Below are 18,723 nucleotides of genomic sequence, written 5' to 3'. Positions count from 1 at the left end.
CGGTTCGGCATAAATCCTATCCCTTTTTTAGCTACTTCTTAAGTTTTAATTACACAATCTTTAACGGTAATTGGTTTTTGTAAAGATATTTTTGTCTTCAACCAATCAAACATATGAGACGTAGATCACGGTTACTCCTACTCTTTCTATTCCAATTTGCCTTATATAGTTATGGGCAAAACAAGTCAAAAAACCAAACGGCAAACACCCAACTCTCTGAATATTTTTGGGATAGAACCGAATTTAAAGCAGGGTTTGTGGGCACCGTTTTTTGGAGCAATGGCCTGTCAATAGGTGCGGAATATCTCTGGAAAGAAAACGAAAAAACGAAAACTCGTAAGGGTATAGTACGAACCAATACCCATCAGCTCCTGTTCAACGGAAATTTGGGGTTTGTAACCAACTTTGCATCAAAAACGGATACTGGAGCATACACTAATTTCGGACTCATTTGGCGCCGAACCAATAAAAAGGGAAAGCAATTTAGCATAGAACTAAATCCCTTGGGGTATTATCGCTCTTTTTTACCAGAGACCTACGAGGTCAATGGCGATTCCGTCGATAAAGTTTTCTTGCCAGGGCGTGGATATTACGCTCCCTCATTATCTGTTGGAATAGGCAAACAACGTAAAGGCAAAGTTCGTTCCGGCAGTTATTTCAATATTAATTATAGTCCACGATTTAACTACAATGCAGGAACACTCCCAACCTTCTCGTTACAGTATGGTTTCCGGTTCAATTTTAAAAATAGAAAACAATGAAACAGCCATTAATCGATAACATCAAAATAGTAGTTCTGGCAATAGTTACACTGTTTTTCAATGCTTGTTCTAACGACCATACGCTAACTGAACTCGATGCTACAGTTTTTGTGCGTCATAAAGGTGCCGATATGCCGGCCTATATCAAGGGAAATGCCAGTGAAAAGATATTCCTTATTACCCTCCATGGTGGTCCTGGAGGTTTGGGATTAGGTTTTAGAGGAAATGCATTCAAGCAGATAGAGGATAACTATGGCGTGGTGTATTTTGACCAACGTGGGTCTGGAATGTCACAGGGAAATTATTCAGAAGATGATGTTACGATTGATTTAATGGCAGAGGATGTGCTCGCTTTGGTCAAAGTTATAAAGCGTATTTATGGCAATGATTCCCGGTTCTTTTTATTGGGACATAGCTGGGGAGGTGCGTTGGGCCCGGCAACCTTGTTAAAAAACCAAAGTGAATTTTTAGGTTGGATCAATGTGGATGGAAGTCACAGCCCCAAAGACCTTTATTTTGAATACATAAGAAACTTTGAGCGCGTAGCAGCCACGCAAATTGAACTTGGGAATAGTGTTCCTTTTTGGGAGTCCGTTTATGATGAATTGGATATGGTTGATGCGAATGTTGTGACTCTTGACGATTTTAACCGTTTGAACAATCTCGCATTTGATGCTGAAGATTATCTAAAAGATGACGACCTAATTAACAATGCAGAAAATGGAAACGTTAAGGTCTCTGATTATAATGTACTCACCTTTATTTGGAACATATTAAAAATTCAATCCATCTTGGACGATGATATTATAGGTGAATTGACCTTTACCGACAGGCTTTCAGAGATTACGATTCCCTCATTGATCCTTTGGGGAAGATATGATATGGTGGTTCCGGAATTGTATGCCCAGGAAGCCTTTGATAATTTAGGTTCCAGCGAAAAAAGGCTTGTATTTTTTGAACGGTCGGGACACTCGCCCATGTTCACGGAATCAAATCTGTTTGCGGAGGAAGTACTACAATTTATGAATCAAAATAAATAGTGCTATACAGTTTCCACTCCGCACATCTGCCTGCCTGAAGTGCAATAAAGACGGACCATAATACACTTTATATTTTAGGCTTAAATGTTTGCCGAGGCTAAACCATTGTTTATAAAAAAAGACTAGTCACATGCACCCATGGTAAAATTCTCTATTCCATGGCATGCAGCGGTAGATGGGTTTTCATAAGTGACTCCATTGCAGCCACAGACCGGGTTGATTTCAAAAGTAACCACGCAATCTTCCTTCTTGCTTTCGACACAATCTCCATTGTCCCCGTCATCATTGGCGCAACTCGCGCCTAACAATGTCAAAGCTATAATTAGCGGCAACCACTTTTGCATGAAAATTTGCTGATTTGTTTTTTATATGGATGGAGACATTCTGTAAACGTTGCGCAAGCTTTCTGAATTTCGGTTCAAAGGTGAAGAAATAATCAAATTATAGAGATGAAAAGCTGTTCAATAACGAAACAGAATGGACCTCAAAGATGATGGGATACTATTGCTCAGGCACTAAACGTATAAGTCTGCCAGGGCCCTCCACTACAATGTACAGGTAACCATCTGTCCCCATTTGCGCATCACGTACCCTGCCAATACCATTCAATAGGTTCTCATGGCCAACCACCTCGTTGCCATCCATTTTTAAACGTTGGAGGTATTCGAATTTGAGCGAACTGACGAAAAGGTCATTTTTCCAATTTCCATAAAAATCGCCCGAAACAAATGTCATTCCGCAGGGAGCTATGGAAGGAGTCCAATAATGCACTGGTTGTTCCATTCCATCCAATTCTGTAAGATCGGTAAATGTGGTCCCATCATAATTGATGCCGTATGAAATAACGGGCCAACCATTGTTGTTCCCTGCTTCCAAAATATTGATTTCATCACCACCTTGAGGTCCATGCTCGCCTTCCCAAAGTGCTCCTGTTTCTGGATGCAGGCTCATTCCTTGAGGATTTCTAGTACCATAGGTAAAAATTGAATTGACCGCTCCCGAAGTGTTATAAAAAGGATTGTCGGTAGGAATCTGACCATCGTCATGGATTCGGTGTATTTTCCCTATAGCATTGTCCAATTCCTGGGGGTAAACATCCCGATATCCACGATCACCTACGGAAACATACAAGTAGCCATTGTTGTCAAATGTCAATCTTGATCCATAATGGTGAGTACTATTGAGATACGGAAGTGCAGTAAATATATTCTGCACGTCTACCAAATTGTTGCCCTCTAGCCTGGCTCTTGCAACAGCTGTGGTTCGTTCGGATGAATTATTGGGATTAGCTCGGGAATAAGACAAATATACAAATGCATTATTTTCAAAATCGGGATGTATGAGCACATCCAATAACCCTCCCTGCCCTTGTGAAACAGCAGCTGGGACACCGGTGATTTCGCTTAATTGCTTATTATTATGTACCAAAAACAACCCTCCACCACGCTCGGTCACCAAAATTTCACCATTGGGCAATTGTTCTATCCCCCAAGGAATGCCGGGTATCTCATCGGTAATGGTTTCCAGTCGAAAGGTAAGGTCATCCGAAGATATCAAGCCAGATAAATCAGGGTTCTCTTCTTCCAACATCGCCTTGGTCTTCCCATCGATTTCGGTAAGAATATAGTTGGCTAAGTCTTCGATTTCTTGCGCGCTTAATGCAGATTCGTATGCTGGCATACCATTACTTGAATACCCATCGTTTATGGATTGGATAACATCCTCTGCAGAATTCCCGTAGGTCCAATCCCGCTCAACAAATGAACCGAGGTCTTGCCCATGGCAACCTCCACATTGATTTCTATACGTTAGGGCAACATCTGGCAAATCAACAATTTCATTGTCCGGGTCACTTTCTTCTTCTTCGGGCAATACGGGTTCCAGCGAATTGTTACAGCTCAGTAATATGGACACTAAAAACACCCATGCCAATTTGACTATAGTCTTTGACCATTGGAAAGTGTGGGTTAATTTGAAATCTAGGTCAGAATAGCGATTTGAGGTGATTGGGGCCATAAGTATCCATTTAAAATTGGGGATGAAAAGTTATAGCATGAATTACCAAGACAGTGCTAATTTATAGTGTCCTAGTAATTAGCGCATTAACGTTACATATATGTAACGTTGGATATTAAAATAAAGTATTGGGCCCGGTTCCTGTAATGGTATTTGTTATAGACAAATTACCAATTCTTGGAAGAATTTTGGAAATAATGCTTTAACCCATATGAAACTCCAAGGGGCACACTTCAATACAATAAAGTTTTGATCCCATCTTCCAGTTCAAAAATAGATTTTACTTCTTCTGCGTTTAGTGGCTTGTTAAAAACTGCAAGCTCATCCATTAGTCCAATGTATCCAAGCCCTAACATGATTTTCCCGTTTTCTGGTTCCCATGTAAACGGGTCATCTACATTTTTTATTTCGCCTTGAAAATTGCCATTGATGTATAGTTTATATGCAGGATGAAGCGTATTTATGTTTGAAAAAACCATAGCAACATGAGTCCATTTTTCAGACTGAAATGGAGACGGGTCTACGGTTACCGTGCGTCGGTCCCAATCAGTTTCGTCGCTATCATTATTCGGGTCCCAAACAGCAATATCCCCCATTGCCCCCATCCTAAATCTTCTAGGGGCATGATCCGTGAAATCGACCCATAGACCTGCATCACTCCATTTAGAATCTGTAATGCATATTGGATCACAATAATGTGGCGCCAAGGCTTTGTTCGGGTCTAATCGCAACCAAAATGATACGGTTCCGCTCCAGGAAGCAGCATTGTAGCCCACATTTTTGTGGGCTTTGTAAAATATTGCGGAAGTTTTAGCTTCTTTAAAATGAATCGCATCACCAACAAGACCTTTGCCTTTTGCCAAAACAACATTACTGTCTTTTAAACCTGCTACGGACGTGGTTGTTTTTTTATAGTTTTCTGCGGTGTATATCATGGTATCTCCAACGGCTATGTCGGCAGAGGGTTTGCCATCAAAAGAGCTAAAAAAAAGTATATGGCCTTTTAACCCGTTCTCTTGGGAAAAGGAAACAAATGGAAGGGAAATAAATAGTAAAACCGTTATCAATAAGGTCTTGGTATTATTAATCTTCATAACTAACCCAATTTTCTCAAAACTAGTGAACTAAATAACCTTGTTATTATGTATTAGTTGATTCGTTTTCATGGTATGGTTGATATTTTTTCAACTAAATATGATAATTTAAAGGCCAAACACATGTCCATTAAATTGCCATCTTTCTTTACATTAGATAAAAACACCCTCTGCTTTTCTAAAAAACATGTAAAATGCGTGATTGTATTCATGTGGTGTTCTACCAGTTGTTTTGGACAAGGCGGAAACAATTTGGATGCCCAAACATTGGACCCCGCGATTTCCACACAACCTGCGCTGGTAAAACAATTGATAATTCCAGGGCTCCTTACCGGAACAGCTTTGTTAATTAACAACAGTTCTTTTGAAAGGGACCTTCAACCTAAAATAAATAAGGGTCTTTCCACCAATATTGATGACTACACACGGTTTGCTCCCATAGCGGGAATGTACTTGGCGGATGGATTGGGAATACCATCCAAAAACCATTGGTTTGATCAGACAAAAAATGCAGCTTTTTCACTAGTGATCACTCAACTGATTACTACTGGGTTAAAGGTGAACATAGATAAAGACCGCCCAAATGGGGCAAATAATGAAGCCCTTCCATCTGGACATACTTCCTTGGCCTTTGCAAGTGCCACAGTATTCTATGAAGAGTTTAAAGAAACCAAACCACTATTGGCCTACTCAGGCTATGTATTTGCCCTGTCTACTGCCTATCTTCGAATGGCGAAAAATAAACATTGGCTATCTGATGTGATATTGGGCTCCGCAGTAGGGATAGCGGTGACAAAGTTGGTATACCACCTGGACCATCTTTTTGCTTGGAATCCCTTTGTGAAATCTGAAAAACTGGTTGTTTTCCCGAACTTCGGTAACGGAACAACGGGCTTAAGTCTAGCGTTTAGATTTTAACAAACAATTGCAGGCAAAATCGTAAACAATCGATACCAAAAATAGCTTTTGGAAATAAACATGAACTGTTTGAAAACAGTGGAATAAGTAAAGGTTGTATATAAGCGTTTTAAACCCCTTACCGTTGCCGGGGTCGGAATACCTTCATCTCCTCTTGATTTGTTTCCATAAAGGGGCCACCTATCAAATCAATGCAATATGGGATGGCAGGAAACACTGCTTCAAGACATTCGCGAATAGATTTTGGTTTGCCGGGTAAATTGACAATTAAGGTATTCCCCCGGATTCCAGCAGTTTGACGGGACAGAATGGCGGTAGGCACATATTGTAGGCTTACCTGTCGCATCTGCTCACCAAAACCGGGAAGTATTTTTTCACAAACCGCAGTCGTTGCTTCCGGGGTGACATCACGGACAGCTGGTCCTGTACCTCCCGTTGTTACCACCAAACAACAACCCTCGTTATCAGCCATCCGAATCATTTCCTTTTCCAATAGCTCTTGTTCATCTGGAATAACGGCATACTCAGATTTCCAAGGACTGGCCAACCATAGGTTCATTAGTCGTTTGACCTCCTTACCGGGTAAATCCTCGTACTCACCGCGACTCGCACGGTCCGAAACATTGATAATACCGATTTTTATTGCCATACTATCTGCAGTTTAGAATTGAATTGGTTGGCATATTTTAGATGCCAAAATTAAACGAAATAGGCAACCCAGGTTGTTTTAACTTCTCTTTTTAAACAATAATTTCCTTGTATGTTCCGGATGCCCATTATATGTGTTACGGGATACTTGCAGGACCATATGGGACACGGGTCAAGATTATAGGTCATTCCTTGACTTATCAATTATGTAGGGCAATTTGCCCAGAAAATGGACTTTCTGACGAAAAATCTGAAAGGAATCTTTTTGGTTTCAACAACAAGCCCTATATTTTGTAAGAAATCATGTCATAAACCAATCAACCAACTGATTATTGCCAGTGATTATCCAAAATAAAAAATTCCCCCTACGCTACCTTTTGGCTTTTACGGCCCTTTTGGGGTGCAGTGAAAGTAGTCAGGATGATGAACCGGATATTATTATCGAAGCCCCATCAGATTTTGAGGTGAAAGTTGAGTCCTCAAACTATAATGGAGCCCAAATAAGCTGGAGCGAGTCTTTTGACCCGCAGAATCAGACGGTTTCTTATGATCTCTATTTTGAAGATGAATTAGTTCAAAGTAATCTGACCGTCCGCAATTATGATTTTACTAATCTTGAACCTTCCACCACGTATGCTGGAAGTGTGGATGCAAAAGACACAGATGGCAACATTACTACAGCTCAATTTTCCTTTTCAAGCACCGCTAACGAAGCCCCGTTGGCTTTCGAACTTGAATCGGTAACAGCAGATAATATCTCGGCAATTCTTAGATGGACCGAAGCTGTTGACCCTGAAGAGGAAGAAGTAACTTATGAGGTTTCCGTGGACGGAGAAATTATGGAAAGGGGTCTGACAAGGGAAATCTTTCAAGTCCGTGATTTAAAGGCAGCAACAGAGTATGCTGTACAAATTGTGGCATTGGATACCACCGGTAATGAAAGAAAGCTGGATTTTACCTTTTCCACTGCCAACGGAATCTACGAGGGAGATGTAAGCTTACCTTCCCAACAGTCCATAGAAAATTTTGGTAATCAAGGGTATATACAGATCACTGGGAATCTGCGCATTTCAGGTTTAGGTGGAAGTTCTAACGTTTCTGATCTTTCTCCCCTTGGCACTCTAAAGGAGATCAACGGTCACTTGGATATCAATTTCATGCGAGATCTTAAAAGTCTTTCAGGTCTTACGCTAGAGAAAGTCGGTAAAAGCCTGCGAATCAACAATAATTATTCGTTGGAAAGCCTGAAAGGCCTGGATAATCTCAAAATTGTATTGGGGACTTTGGAGATTGAGGACAATCGGGAGCTAAAATCGGTGGAACATCTGGACAATTTGGAAACTGTAGGGAATTACCTTGCCATCAGATCGAATTATAAAATTACCCGGGTATCGGGCTTCAACAGATTAAATCTAGCTGGAGGCATCGATTTTTTCAACAATATCATTCTGGAACAAGTGGATGGATTTCAACAAGTAATCAATTTGAGCGATGACCTAAGATTTAGTGATAATTTCGAGCTTCACACCATAGATGCTTTCCATAATTTGCAAAGTGTTGATAGGTTTTATGTTATCGATACCAAAATTACTGACATCGATATGTTTTCTTCCCTGAAAATGGTTCGCGGAGTCCTTGCCGTCGCTTCCAATTCGGAACTTGAGCATATTGATGGCCTGTCCTCCTTGGAGGAAATCACATATGGAAATTTAGAAATAGGTAGTAACCCAAAAATCACAAATTTGGACGCTTTGGAAAACTTGCAGACCATCGGCGCCACTTTGAGTATAGGGAACAATACACTGCTTTCAGACTTTTGCGGCCTCAGCAATGTTATGCAGGGTTTTGTGCCCTCTGCCATTTACTTTATTGTCAACAATCAATACAACCCTACCATAGAACAGATAGCCAATGGACAATGTAAACCTTAGAAAAGGATTAAGCACTTTTTTAGTCGTATCTACCTTGTTTTTTTCTTGTTCCGAATCTGGGAACGAAGAACCGGTAAGTGAAAGAAACCAACCGCCATCCAATTTCTCTATCAATGTTTTAGATGTTCAAAGGGAGTCGGCCGATTTAAATTGGACCAAAGCTACGGACCCCGAAGGAAGTACAGTATTTTATGATCTCTTCCTTAATGACGAAAAGATTTTGGACAATACACAGGAACTTAGTTATAGCTTTTCCAATCTTGATGAAGCAAGTGAATATAATGGAAAGGTAGTAGCCTCAGATCCAGAAGGCAACGAGGTAACCCAGAGCTTTTCCTTTACAACCTTGGAAAATGGCACACCCTCAGCTTTTTTTGTGCAGGTGGATCGGGGGAACCATACCTACACTAGGGCCAGATGGTCCGAATCAACAGACCCGGAAGGTACCGAGGTAGTTTATAATATTACGCTTGATGGTAATGTCCTCGCTGAAGATCATAGGGATTTGGAATTTCTTCTACCCGAGCTAAAAGGGTTGACAACATATAACATAGTGGTAACCGCTATAGATGGGGATGGAGTTTCAACTACTTCAGAGCTATCCTGGACAACCCAGGCAAAAGTACTTGAAAGTTCCATAAAATTTGAGAATCAAATGGAACTGGATGAATTCGGTGAAAAAGGATATAACCAAATTGAGGGTGACGTATATATTGGTTCCAACTTTAACCTAACCGATATTACGGATTTAACCCCTTTATCTTCAGTGTCCTACATCAGAGGCAATCTTACCGTTACCAGAACAAGTTGCCAAAACCTGGATGGATTGGAAAACATAAATGATCACTGGATTTTTACGGAAATAAAAATTGTTGACAATCAGGAACTCCTAAATGTTGATGGACTTAGTGGGTTTGTAAACCCTTACTACATCTATATTAATTTCAATAACAAATTGCAAAATATAGAGGGCCTGTCCAACGTGACGGGGACCACAAAAGAGTGCACAATTTCCAGCAACGATGTGTTACTGGATATTAGAGGTTTACGAAACCTTAGAAATACACCAAAGGTGGAAATAGCACATAACGACCAGATTACAGATTTAAGTGGTCTTGAAAGTTTGATAAGCGTAAGCCAGGGAGTCTATATTTTTCAGAATGAACGGTTGGAATCCGCTAAAGGTCTTAATAATTTAAAATCGGGAGGTTTCGTGATTTTTGACCGAAACCCCAATTTAAAGTCCGTAAGCGATTTAAAAAACCTGGAGTCCGTGCAATCTTTTGAAATAATACAAAGTCCCCTCTTGCAAAGCCTTGACGGCCTGGAAAACCTTAAAGAGGTTACCAATGCCTTGCGTCTTAGTGGAAACAAAGCGCTGATATCTTTGGAGGGAATAGAGGGAGTAGAATTCAAAAATAACAGCAGAAATTATTATCATTTTGCCATTGTGGACAGCCCCCTTATAACTGATTTAGATCCACTGGCAAATTACAGCATCCCTTCCGGGAACATTAATATCAGAGAAAATACTGGTTTGACGGATTTATGCGGGATTACACGGCTTGCTATCGACTTCAACGATGAAATAAATGATAATCTGTCGATCAGGGACAATGCATTTAACCCAAGCTTACAGGATATTATAGATGGTAATTGTTCCCAATAATGTCAGGGTTCATTTCCCATTTTGCTGTAATCCTACACCAGGTGGGGATTACCAATGGTATTGTAATAATCCTCCATTATTCAGGCACATTGATAGTCCAATCATAGTCTTCAACCAATTCATTCAATAATGGAATCTGTCGGTCCAAAACAACAGCCAGATCATTAAAAATGATGAGTCCATTTGTTTTCGGGTTATTATCCTGCCCTTTAAAAACGGCATCCAACAAAGCGGCTTCATTCAAAAATCTGGAATTGGTCAAATCAACATGGGTAAGGTTATCCCAACTTTCTGGGGCGGTCACTTGCTTTAAATGTACGGATGACAAATTCAAAAACTCCAATTGGGTCTGTTCAATAAGATCTAATTCCTCGATGTAGTTGGCATACAGGTTCAAAGCCTTAATTTTTGGATTCGTCGATAGGTCCAGTTGGGTAAGGCTGTTATTGGTGATGTAAAGATTTTCGAGGTCTACATTTGCACTTAAATCAATTTCCTCCAGTTCGTTGAGCTGGAGTACCAATGTGGTCAGTTTTGGGTTTTGGGATACATCCAAGGTATTCATTTTATGTCCCCTGATGGTTATGTGGTACAATTCGGGATGTAAGGCTAGGTTCAAATCCTCTATAATACCAGTAGCACCTAGAAATTGCAAGTTGGTCAATGTGGACAGCCCCTGGATTTCAGTATCGTAATCATCACTAATAATTAATAGTTCCAGTAAAGGATTTTTAGAAACATCGATGGAAGTTAAATCACCAAAACGAACACTTAGTTGAATCAAATCAGGAAATCGTTCTATAATGGGGTCTATGTTGGTCAAAGTATTATCCCCCAAACTCAAATGGGTTAAACCTGGCAATTGTTCCAACTCCAAACTTTGGATTTTGGCACCAATACCATTACCTGTTATCTGTAAATTCAGTCCAGTTACTTCTGCGGCATCTGTAGTACTCAATGTTATGGTGTAGTCACCAGCTGTTGCATACCGATGCTCAATTTTGTCACTGGAAGATTGCACTTCAAAGGGTGCTTCGGCGACCTCCTCACTCCCATCGCCCCAATCAATATGATAAAGCGTGCCATACCCCTGCTCCACCGTTAGGTCTATAAATCTTGATTGAGCCAATACACCCGATTCAGAACGGATGTTAAATTCAGCTACCTTTTGATTTTTATAATGTCCGAACTGAAGAATTAATGGATCATCCAAGGTGAAGTTCTGCAATTCTTCTTGTGAAACGTATATTTTTATGCGTCCATGGGCTGTGTCCTCCATTTGGAACAGGTATGTACCCTCGGAATCTAAATCCACTTCTATTTCTTGGACCTCGTTATACGGAATGGCACTTAGTTGGCGGAAAATTCCATTTCCCTGGACTACGGTCAAATCCCCTGCACCGGAAGTGCTGGTATTGGTCACAATCTGAATAGGCAATGATTGTGTTGTTACCACAGGATCGGTTACTTCTTCCTCTCCGCAAGAAAAAATGATGATAAAAACTAGAGAAGCTAATAATGTATTGGGGAATTTAGGGTAGAATGGCATAGGCTGGGTTTGGTTATTGATTAACGTAGGATTGGTAAGATTAGTGCAAAAGTAGAGCTTATTGATCTCCGTGACCTATTCCGATTCGGACTGGATGGGAAGTTATTGACCATAGCCCTTGCTATGGATTTAATTGCGAATATTCTTTCATGGTTTGGGTCATCTAAGAAAATTGTAGGTTTTATAAGTCCAATTTATGGAAATATAGGGTTTTACCTTGCGGATAAGTTGGTTCACAACAATCATTTAGATTCCATCCTACATTCTATTAATTTGGCTTTCAATAGGTCCATGGACATACATGGCAATGAAATTAACATGAAAAAAGCGTTCTTATCTTCAATTCTTATATGGATTTCCTTTTCTGCGGCACTATGTGCCCAAGAAACCTTCCGTGATAATTTCAGTTCCTCGTTCTATTCCAACAATGACGGTTCACAAACCTTTTCAGGAAATTGGACGGAGACCAATGATGACGGAAGCCCAACAGGTAGCAGAATTAGGATTACTGGAAATGAATTAAGATTTGAGGATATAACCCGAAACAGCCAACGGATTCAGCGTTCAGCCAACTTGGCAGGTGCAACAAGCGCAACCTTGTCCTTTGATTGGAGAACTTCTGGGCTTGACGGTGGTTCTGGTGGAGAACAATTGAGTGTCCAAATGTCAAATGATGGCACCAATTTTACAACCATTGGTACGTTTACAGGAACTCAAAGTGGCAGTTTTAGTCAAGATATTTTGGTTTATGCTTCTGCGAATTCCACAATCCGGTTTATCAATGTGGGCACATGGCAATTTGGAGATTGGGAATCCAATGAGTTTGTTTTTATAGATAACGTGCTCATTACGGCTGCTTTCGATCCCTCAATAACTATAGAAGATGTTTCAGTCGACGAGGATGCAGGTACTGTTTCCTTAACTGCGACCCATACAGGGCCCAACGCTAGTGGGACATTTTCTGTTGATTATCAAACAACAAACGGCACTGCAACCTCTGGGACAGACTATACGGCCAGTACAGGCACGTTGAATTTTAGCGGTACTTCTGGCGACACAGAACCCATTATAATCACCATTTTGGATGACGCCATATTTGAAGCGGCAGAAGATTTTGACATATCGTTTACAAGCTCAACGGATGGGGCAGTGACCATTTCAGATACGGCGACCGTAACCATCAACGATGATGATAACAATCCCAACAACCCTAGGCCTTATGAAGAACGGGTTGCCATCAATTTGATGGGGAATTTTAAAATGTTGGGAAACACCAATCTTTTATGTACATCTGGCTGTCCGGCAAGTCCAGTATCCAATAATCCATCCGTGGTTATGGGGTATGCCGATGTGGATGGTGACGGTGCAACTGTAAATTCCTCTAGTAGCAACCTTAATTTGCCCGTGGGTTCAACAGTTTCTTGGGCTGGTCTGTACTGGGGAGGGGTTTATAATAGTACTTATGGGGGTATTACCAATCCATCTGGTTCTTTAAATATTGACCAAGTGAAGTTCATGGATCCAACGTCTGGGTCATATACTACGATAAATTCGGAAGTGCGTAATATTGAAACAACATCTTTTGCAGGATGGAATAGTTTCATGGCCTATGCCGATGTAACTGCCCAAGTCCAAACTGGAGGAAATGGAAATTATTTCGTAGCCGATATTGCCCTTGCAACAGGAAGTTCGTTCACGGGCCCACATGGTGGATGGACCTTAGTCGTAATCTATTCCGACCCAGCGGATACCTCAAGAAATGTAAGTGTGTGGGATGGTTTTGATTTTTTTGGTTTTGGTGCTAACGATTCTTTTACCGTGACAGGGCTTTTGACTCCATCCATAGGTTCTTTCGAGACTCACGTAGGTTATTACGGAATGGACGGAGAGGCTAGCAGCACAGGTGATTTTGTAAGTGTTGAGGGGACTTCGCTATCCAATGCATTAAATCCGGCCACGAACATACTTAATGGAACAATTTCTGAGTTTGGAGTGGACCTAGGCACTAGAAACCCCAATTTTGGCTATAGTTGGGGAGTGGATATTGATGTTTTCGATGCTACAGGTCTTGTGGCCAACAATGCAACCGATATGGATGTAGTTCTGGGCAGTAGCCTGGAAGGTATATGGGGTGGAGTTTTTGTGACATCAAATGAAATTGCATTTCCAACAGTTGCCACATCTTCGTTTTCTCCGGATACTGTTTTCCAGGGATTGGAATCAACCGTGACCATCACCATTGAAAATCCATCCAATGGGGTATCCCTTTCCAACCTAGCACTTACCAACAATCTCCCCACCGATATGACTATTGCTCCTACCCCGGATGCCTCTTCTTCCTGTGGAGGAACTATCACTGCGGTTTCCGGAAGCAATAATTTCATGATTACAGGGGTAAGTCTGCCAGCAGGGACAACATGTTCGTTCACCTTTGATGTTGTGACTTCTTCTTCAGGAATCTTCACCAATACCATTACACCTTTGGACATCACAAATGACCAGAACATTCCGCTGTCAGGAACAACATTTTCCAATTTAACGGTAAACCCTAGACCTTCTACGGTCATTACAAATAGAGAAATCACTTTTAGGGTGAATCCGAATTAATGTTTTTCACTCCAAGAATAGTTTGAGTTCTACCTGCTTGAGTTTATTTAAAACTCTTATCCTTTTCCGCATAGCCTCTTTGCCCATATTTATGTACCTTTTGGTTTAATCTTTACACGATGATGCGATTTTTTACCACTAATCGTATCAGAAACCATATGAAGATATTAACAAAAGGAGAGTATTACGGAAGTCAAAATTCAGAAAGCTCGTTTAACGGAGTTCTGTTGTCCCAGTACACTTATCTGACGGATAGAACGGATTGGCATTACCATGAAAACCCTTATTTCATGTACGTTCTCAGTGGTAATATGAAAGACTGTAATACCAAAACCAGTACTCAGTGCCCAGCCGGAAGTCTAATGTTCAACAATTGGCAGGAACCACATTATGGCTCCAAGCATTCAGATAGGGCCAGTGGATTTCACCTGGAATTTGAGAAAGATTGGCTCGCAAAAAACGGAATTGTTATAGACCTTTGGGAAGGTAGCCAGTTGATTCAAAACCCTAAATTACATTTTCTGTTTGCCAATATCTATCGTGAGTTTGTGATGTCGGATAAGCTTAGTCCCGTAACTGTTGAGGTTTTATTGCTACAAGTGTGCGATGCACTAAGTCATGTAAAGCAATCAAACGCAAATGAAAACCCTGAATGGGTAGCCAACTTGAAGGAGATACTGCATTACGACACATCTGAATTAAGCCTCCATTACCTGTCAAAGGAGCTCAATGTCCATCCGGTACATTTATCAAGGGCGGCAAGTAAATACCTTTCCATGGGCTTGGGTGAGTACATAAGACAACAAAAACTTAAAAAAGCCTTCCCCCTTTTATTGGACCTTTCCCACTCTTTGACCGAAATAGCTTATCAAACGGGGTTTTCTGATCAAAGTCATTTTAATCGTGTTTTTAAGCGCTATTTTGGTACAAACCCCAAGGCCTATCGCAAAATGATGATGAAAAGCTTCTAATGTTAATTCCGTACAATTATCAATCCAAGCTATAAGCTATTTTTACCCTTCACTATTTATAATCCTATGCTCAAAAAGCTATTTATTCTGGCATTAGTTGGTCTCTCACTGCAATGCTGCGCCCAAGTCGAAAAAAAAGATTACGAAGGAAACTGGGTGGGTACCATTTCCGACAAACACAGCTTTAATTTCACAGTAACTTTGACTCCCTTGGAAGAAAATCAATATCAATTGACCATTGCCAATGAAACTACCCTTATTGACCGAAATATAAAATCTGACCTTGATGGTGAAATCCTCCTGACCTTAGATACAGACCTGAGCGTTCATTTGTTCGATGACGCCAAGGAAGGGGTATTGGCCGGTTTTATAAAATCAGGGCAATTTTTCTATCATGTTGCGCTAAAGTTGGATAAGCAAAACAATCAGTATACGGGACAATGGAATCCTTTCATGTTCAATGATGGCCTTTTCTCCAATGCTTTTGTCCTTTATGTGGAAAATTTGGATGACGGAAGCATGGCGGCCTACCCCATTTTTAGCGATACGCGTTATAGAGGGGCTTACGCACTAGACTTTCGCATGCAGCAGAATATCTTGTCATTTAGGGATTCAAATACCGGCTTTAGGTACAAGGCTTATTTTTTAAAGGACACTATAAAGTTGGAATTTCTTTTAATGGACGTGTTGGTCACTGACATTGCTCTGAGCTATTCGGAAGATGGAATTCCACTGGGCAATACCAATGCACCAAAAAACCAAAGTGCAAATACGCCGAAAGAGCTTAATGATGGCTGGAAGGTGGCTAATATAAATCGCTGGGGCATCGACAGTAATAAGTTGAACGAGCTTATAGACAGCATCAATACAGGACAATTGGTAAATATGCACAGTATTCTGATCTCAAAGGAAAACAGTTTGGTTTTCGAGGCATATTTTGATGCATTCAATGCCCAAATTCCACATACATTGATGTCCGGTTCCAAGAGTGTTTCTTCCGCAATGATAGGCATAGCTATTGACGGGAAAATCGTTCGGGATGTGGATGAAAAATTATATGGTTTTATTCCTGAAAAATATCAGTATACCATAGACTCTTTAAAATCCAAGATTACTATAAAAGACCTGTTGACGATGAGTTCTGGATTTGATGTGAACAATCTTGCGCAGGAGGATTACTATCAAAATCCAAACAATCCCAATAGCTGGCTCCAAACGGTTTTGGAAGCTCCTATGGTAAAAACCCCAGGCATGTATGCTGATTATGGGTCTGCCAATCCATTTTTACTGGGTGTCTGTTTAAACGAGCGATTAAATCAGCCTCTTGAAATTTATATGGATGAAAAGTTGTTCGCCCCATTGGGGATAACCAATTATATTAACTTCGCTGACGATACTGGTCTTCTACCCTATTTTGGTGGTGGGATGTTATTGACACCACGAGACATGTTGAAGTTTGGGCAACTTTATCTAAATGGCGGAACGTGGAACGGCCAACAGATTATTTCAGAAAATTGGATTGAGAAGTCGTTCAAAAAACATACACGATTACAAGATTATCCGGACAAAAACGAATATGGCTACCTGTGGTGGCATGACTCTTACAATATCAATGGTAAAATTGTTAAATCCATTGAGGCAAGAGGTGCGGGAGGGCAATTTATTTTTGTCGTCCCAGAACTGGGATCCGTGGTTGTAATGACCGCCGGAAACTTCAGAAATAGAAAAGGGAATCAATCCCGAGAAATTTTTGAAAGATTTGTTCTTCCTGCCATTATAAACTGAAAGAACCCGCGCGGTGCTATTTTTTATAAACCGTATTCCCCTCTTTTATGGTTTCAAGGACCAATATGTTCTTGATTTCAGCTTCATCTACCTTTAAGGGGTTTTTGTCCAAAATGACCATGTCTGCCAGTTTACCTTTTTCCAATGTCCCCTTGGAATCTTCTTCGAAATGCTGGTAGGCAGACCAAATAGTTATGCTTTTTAGTGCTTCATAGGGGGTTAGCTTTTCGCCAGCGCCGATGACCACACCGGAGCGAGACTTTCGCTCCACTGAAATACCAACCATTCGCATCAGATTAGGAAGGGCAACGGGGGCATCCGTATGGGTGGTGACTCTTAAACCTTTATCGATTGCCGTTCGTAATGGACTTATTCTGTCTCCCAACTCATCCCCAATAATCTGTTTGTGCCAATCTCCCCAATAAAAGGTATGCAAAGGAAATAGTGAGGCTATAACGTTTAGGTTTTTTAAAGAATCCAGCTGGTCTTCCCTAATGTACTGACCATGAATCAAAGTGGTTCTCCTATCATCATTTCCGTACTCATCGGCCGCAATCCTTGTTGCCTTGATGAATTGGTCTATTGCCGCATCACCATTGGCATGTGACAATACTTGCCAATTGTTCTTAAATCCCATTTTGAAAAGGTCTATGGCCGTGTTCTCGTCAGGAAAGGCGGGATATCCCTTGTATCCTTTTTCGGTACCATGAGGCCTCAGTACATAAGGCTCTGTTCTCCAAGCAGTCCTTCCTTGGGGAGAACCATCCAAGGTTATTTTCATTCCTCCAATCCTATAATGGTTTTGATAGGTTTTACTGTTCCATTTGGTGTCCATAATGCCATCTACATACGCATAGTCAATGTAGGATACTACATCCAGTTTCATGATATTGGCTTCTGCGGCATTAACAAACATCGTCTGGTCCATAGCTCTTCCTTCCTGGGCCGTGGTATATCCATAAGAAAGGGCCATTTCCTGACCGGCTTCGAAAAACCTACTTGCCGCTTCATCTGTAACAGGCGTCAGTGCCCTTGTATAAAGCGGTAAACCAGCCAGTTCCTCAAGTACTCCGTTGGGTTCATTTCCGTTTTCCCTCCGTATTATTCCGCCCTCGGGGTCTTTTGTCTCGGCTGTTATGTCCAATAATTCCAATCCTTTGGAATTGACTACAGCAAAATGACCTGAAATATGAATGATCATAATGGGATGCTCCGTGGAAACTTCGTCCAAATCGTGCTTGGTAGGAAAACGATTCTCTTCCAATACCGAATCATCAAAGCCCAACCCAAAAATCCAACCTGTCAAGGCCCTGTTTTCTGGAGTATTCCAATCTTTAAGAATTTGAATCAGGGCCGCGATATTGTTTGCGCCAGCATCTGGCGGCGGCAAGATTTGGGCTCCAATTGCCTGGGCAGAAAAAGAACCGTAATGGGCATGTCCGTCAATGAACCCAGGAACCAAGGTTTTACCTTCCAGGTTAATCATTTCATGACCATTCCCTGCCATTTCCATGGCTTCGACCGAATTCCCAGCAAATACTATTTTACCTTCATTCACCACTAATGCGTCCACATATTCAGGAGCCTCTCCGACCATGGTCAAAATATCACCCCCATAATACACAACGGAACTGTTTCCTAAAGACTTTTTTTCATTATTGTTGCATGAAAGCTGGAGGCCAAGGCCAAAAATTAAAGCAAAGTAGATACTGGTTCTCATTCGTCTTGGATTTA

Annotated in this window: 14 protein-coding genes; 8 read left to right on the top strand and 6 right to left on the bottom strand. The window is 41.0% G+C overall.

Features of this window, described 5'->3' with window-relative positions:
- Nucleotides 1–113 precede the first annotated feature (113 nt).
- Together BUC10_RS04300 and BUC10_RS04295 are read left to right on the top strand one after the other, a co-directional pair.
- On the top strand, nucleotides 114–761 hold the full coding sequence (locus BUC10_RS04300; RefSeq protein WP_073176662.1) for a hypothetical protein: 648 nt from the start codon (nucleotides 114–116) through the stop codon (nucleotides 759–761).
- The gene (locus BUC10_RS04295; RefSeq protein WP_073176660.1) at nucleotides 758–1,801 is read left to right on the top strand and encodes an alpha/beta fold hydrolase; all 1,044 of its coding nucleotides are present in this window, start codon (nucleotides 758–760) and stop codon (nucleotides 1,799–1,801) included. Before BUC10_RS04300 ends, BUC10_RS04295 begins: the two co-directional genes overlap by 4 nt.
- A gap of 122 nt (nucleotides 1,802–1,923) precedes the next feature.
- On the opposite strand, the gene BUC10_RS04290 is transcribed toward BUC10_RS04295, so the two are convergent.
- The 3 genes from BUC10_RS04290 to BUC10_RS04280 form a co-directional block, all read right to left on the bottom strand.
- Nucleotides 1,924–2,145: a hypothetical protein gene (locus BUC10_RS04290; RefSeq protein ID WP_073176659.1), complete on the bottom strand. Its 222-nt coding sequence runs from the start codon at nucleotides 2,143–2,145 to the stop codon at nucleotides 1,924–1,926.
- A 157-nt stretch (nucleotides 2,146–2,302) separates the two neighbouring features.
- Complete coding sequence (locus BUC10_RS04285; RefSeq protein WP_084732534.1) at nucleotides 2,303–3,817, bottom strand: PQQ-dependent sugar dehydrogenase; 1,515 nt, start codon at nucleotides 3,815–3,817, stop codon at nucleotides 2,303–2,305.
- A gap of 233 nt (nucleotides 3,818–4,050) precedes the next feature.
- A complete protein-coding gene (locus BUC10_RS04280; RefSeq protein ID WP_073176658.1) occupies nucleotides 4,051–4,911 on the bottom strand; it encodes a LamG domain-containing protein in 861 nt (286 codons plus the stop codon).
- A 210-nt stretch (nucleotides 4,912–5,121) separates the two neighbouring features.
- Between BUC10_RS04280 and BUC10_RS04275 the strand changes: the two genes are divergently transcribed.
- Nucleotides 5,122–5,829 carry a phosphatase PAP2 family protein gene (locus BUC10_RS04275; RefSeq protein WP_165614851.1) on the top strand — a complete coding sequence of 236 codons (708 nt, stop codon included), beginning with the start codon at nucleotides 5,122–5,124 and terminating at the stop codon, nucleotides 5,827–5,829.
- Nucleotides 5,830–5,947: 118 nt separating this feature from the next.
- Here BUC10_RS04275 and mog read toward each other — a convergent pair whose 3' ends face one another.
- Complete coding sequence (gene mog, locus BUC10_RS04270) at nucleotides 5,948–6,478, bottom strand: molybdopterin adenylyltransferase (RefSeq protein WP_073176656.1); 531 nt, start codon at nucleotides 6,476–6,478, stop codon at nucleotides 5,948–5,950.
- 337 nt (nucleotides 6,479–6,815) lie between these two features.
- On the opposite strand from mog, the gene BUC10_RS04265 reads away from it, so the two are divergent.
- A complete protein-coding gene (locus BUC10_RS04265) occupies nucleotides 6,816–8,408 on the top strand; it encodes a fibronectin type III domain-containing protein (RefSeq protein WP_073176655.1) in 1,593 nt (530 codons plus the stop codon).
- Nucleotides 8,389–10,077, top strand: a complete 1,689-nt coding sequence (locus tag BUC10_RS04260; RefSeq protein ID WP_116465737.1) for a fibronectin type III domain-containing protein — start codon at nucleotides 8,389–8,391, stop codon at nucleotides 10,075–10,077. Before BUC10_RS04265 ends, BUC10_RS04260 begins: the two co-directional genes overlap by 20 nt.
- Before the next feature lie 76 nt (nucleotides 10,078–10,153).
- Here BUC10_RS04260 and BUC10_RS04255 read toward each other — a convergent pair whose 3' ends face one another.
- A complete protein-coding gene (locus tag BUC10_RS04255) occupies nucleotides 10,154–11,626 on the bottom strand; it encodes a PKD domain-containing protein (RefSeq protein ID WP_073176653.1) in 1,473 nt (490 codons plus the stop codon).
- Nucleotides 11,627–11,749: 123 nt separating this feature from the next.
- Between BUC10_RS04255 and BUC10_RS04250 the strand changes: the two genes are divergently transcribed.
- The 3 genes from BUC10_RS04250 (at nucleotide 11,750) to BUC10_RS04240 (ending at nucleotide 16,989) form a co-directional block, all read left to right on the top strand.
- Nucleotides 11,750–14,233, top strand: a complete 2,484-nt coding sequence (locus BUC10_RS04250) for a DUF7933 domain-containing protein (RefSeq protein ID WP_073176652.1) — start codon at nucleotides 11,750–11,752, stop codon at nucleotides 14,231–14,233.
- A 158-nt stretch (nucleotides 14,234–14,391) separates the two neighbouring features.
- Entirely contained in the window at nucleotides 14,392–15,204 is an 813-nt protein-coding gene (locus tag BUC10_RS04245; RefSeq protein ID WP_073177177.1) for a helix-turn-helix domain-containing protein, read from the top strand.
- A 66-nt stretch (nucleotides 15,205–15,270) separates the two neighbouring features.
- Complete coding sequence (locus BUC10_RS04240) at nucleotides 15,271–16,989, top strand: serine hydrolase domain-containing protein (RefSeq protein WP_073176650.1); 1,719 nt, start codon at nucleotides 15,271–15,273, stop codon at nucleotides 16,987–16,989.
- Between the two features lie 16 nt (nucleotides 16,990–17,005).
- On the opposite strand, the gene BUC10_RS04235 is transcribed toward BUC10_RS04240, so the two are convergent.
- A complete protein-coding gene (locus BUC10_RS04235) occupies nucleotides 17,006–18,709 on the bottom strand; it encodes an amidohydrolase (RefSeq protein WP_073176648.1) in 1,704 nt (567 codons plus the stop codon).
- Nucleotides 18,710–18,723 lie beyond the last annotated feature (14 nt).

The organism is Flagellimonas flava (assembly GCF_900129665.1).
GTDB lineage: Bacteria > Bacteroidota > Bacteroidia > Flavobacteriales > Flavobacteriaceae > Flagellimonas > Flagellimonas flava.
The sequence above is the reverse complement of the archived record's forward strand: the minus strand, read 5'-3'. Positions and strand labels throughout refer to the sequence as shown.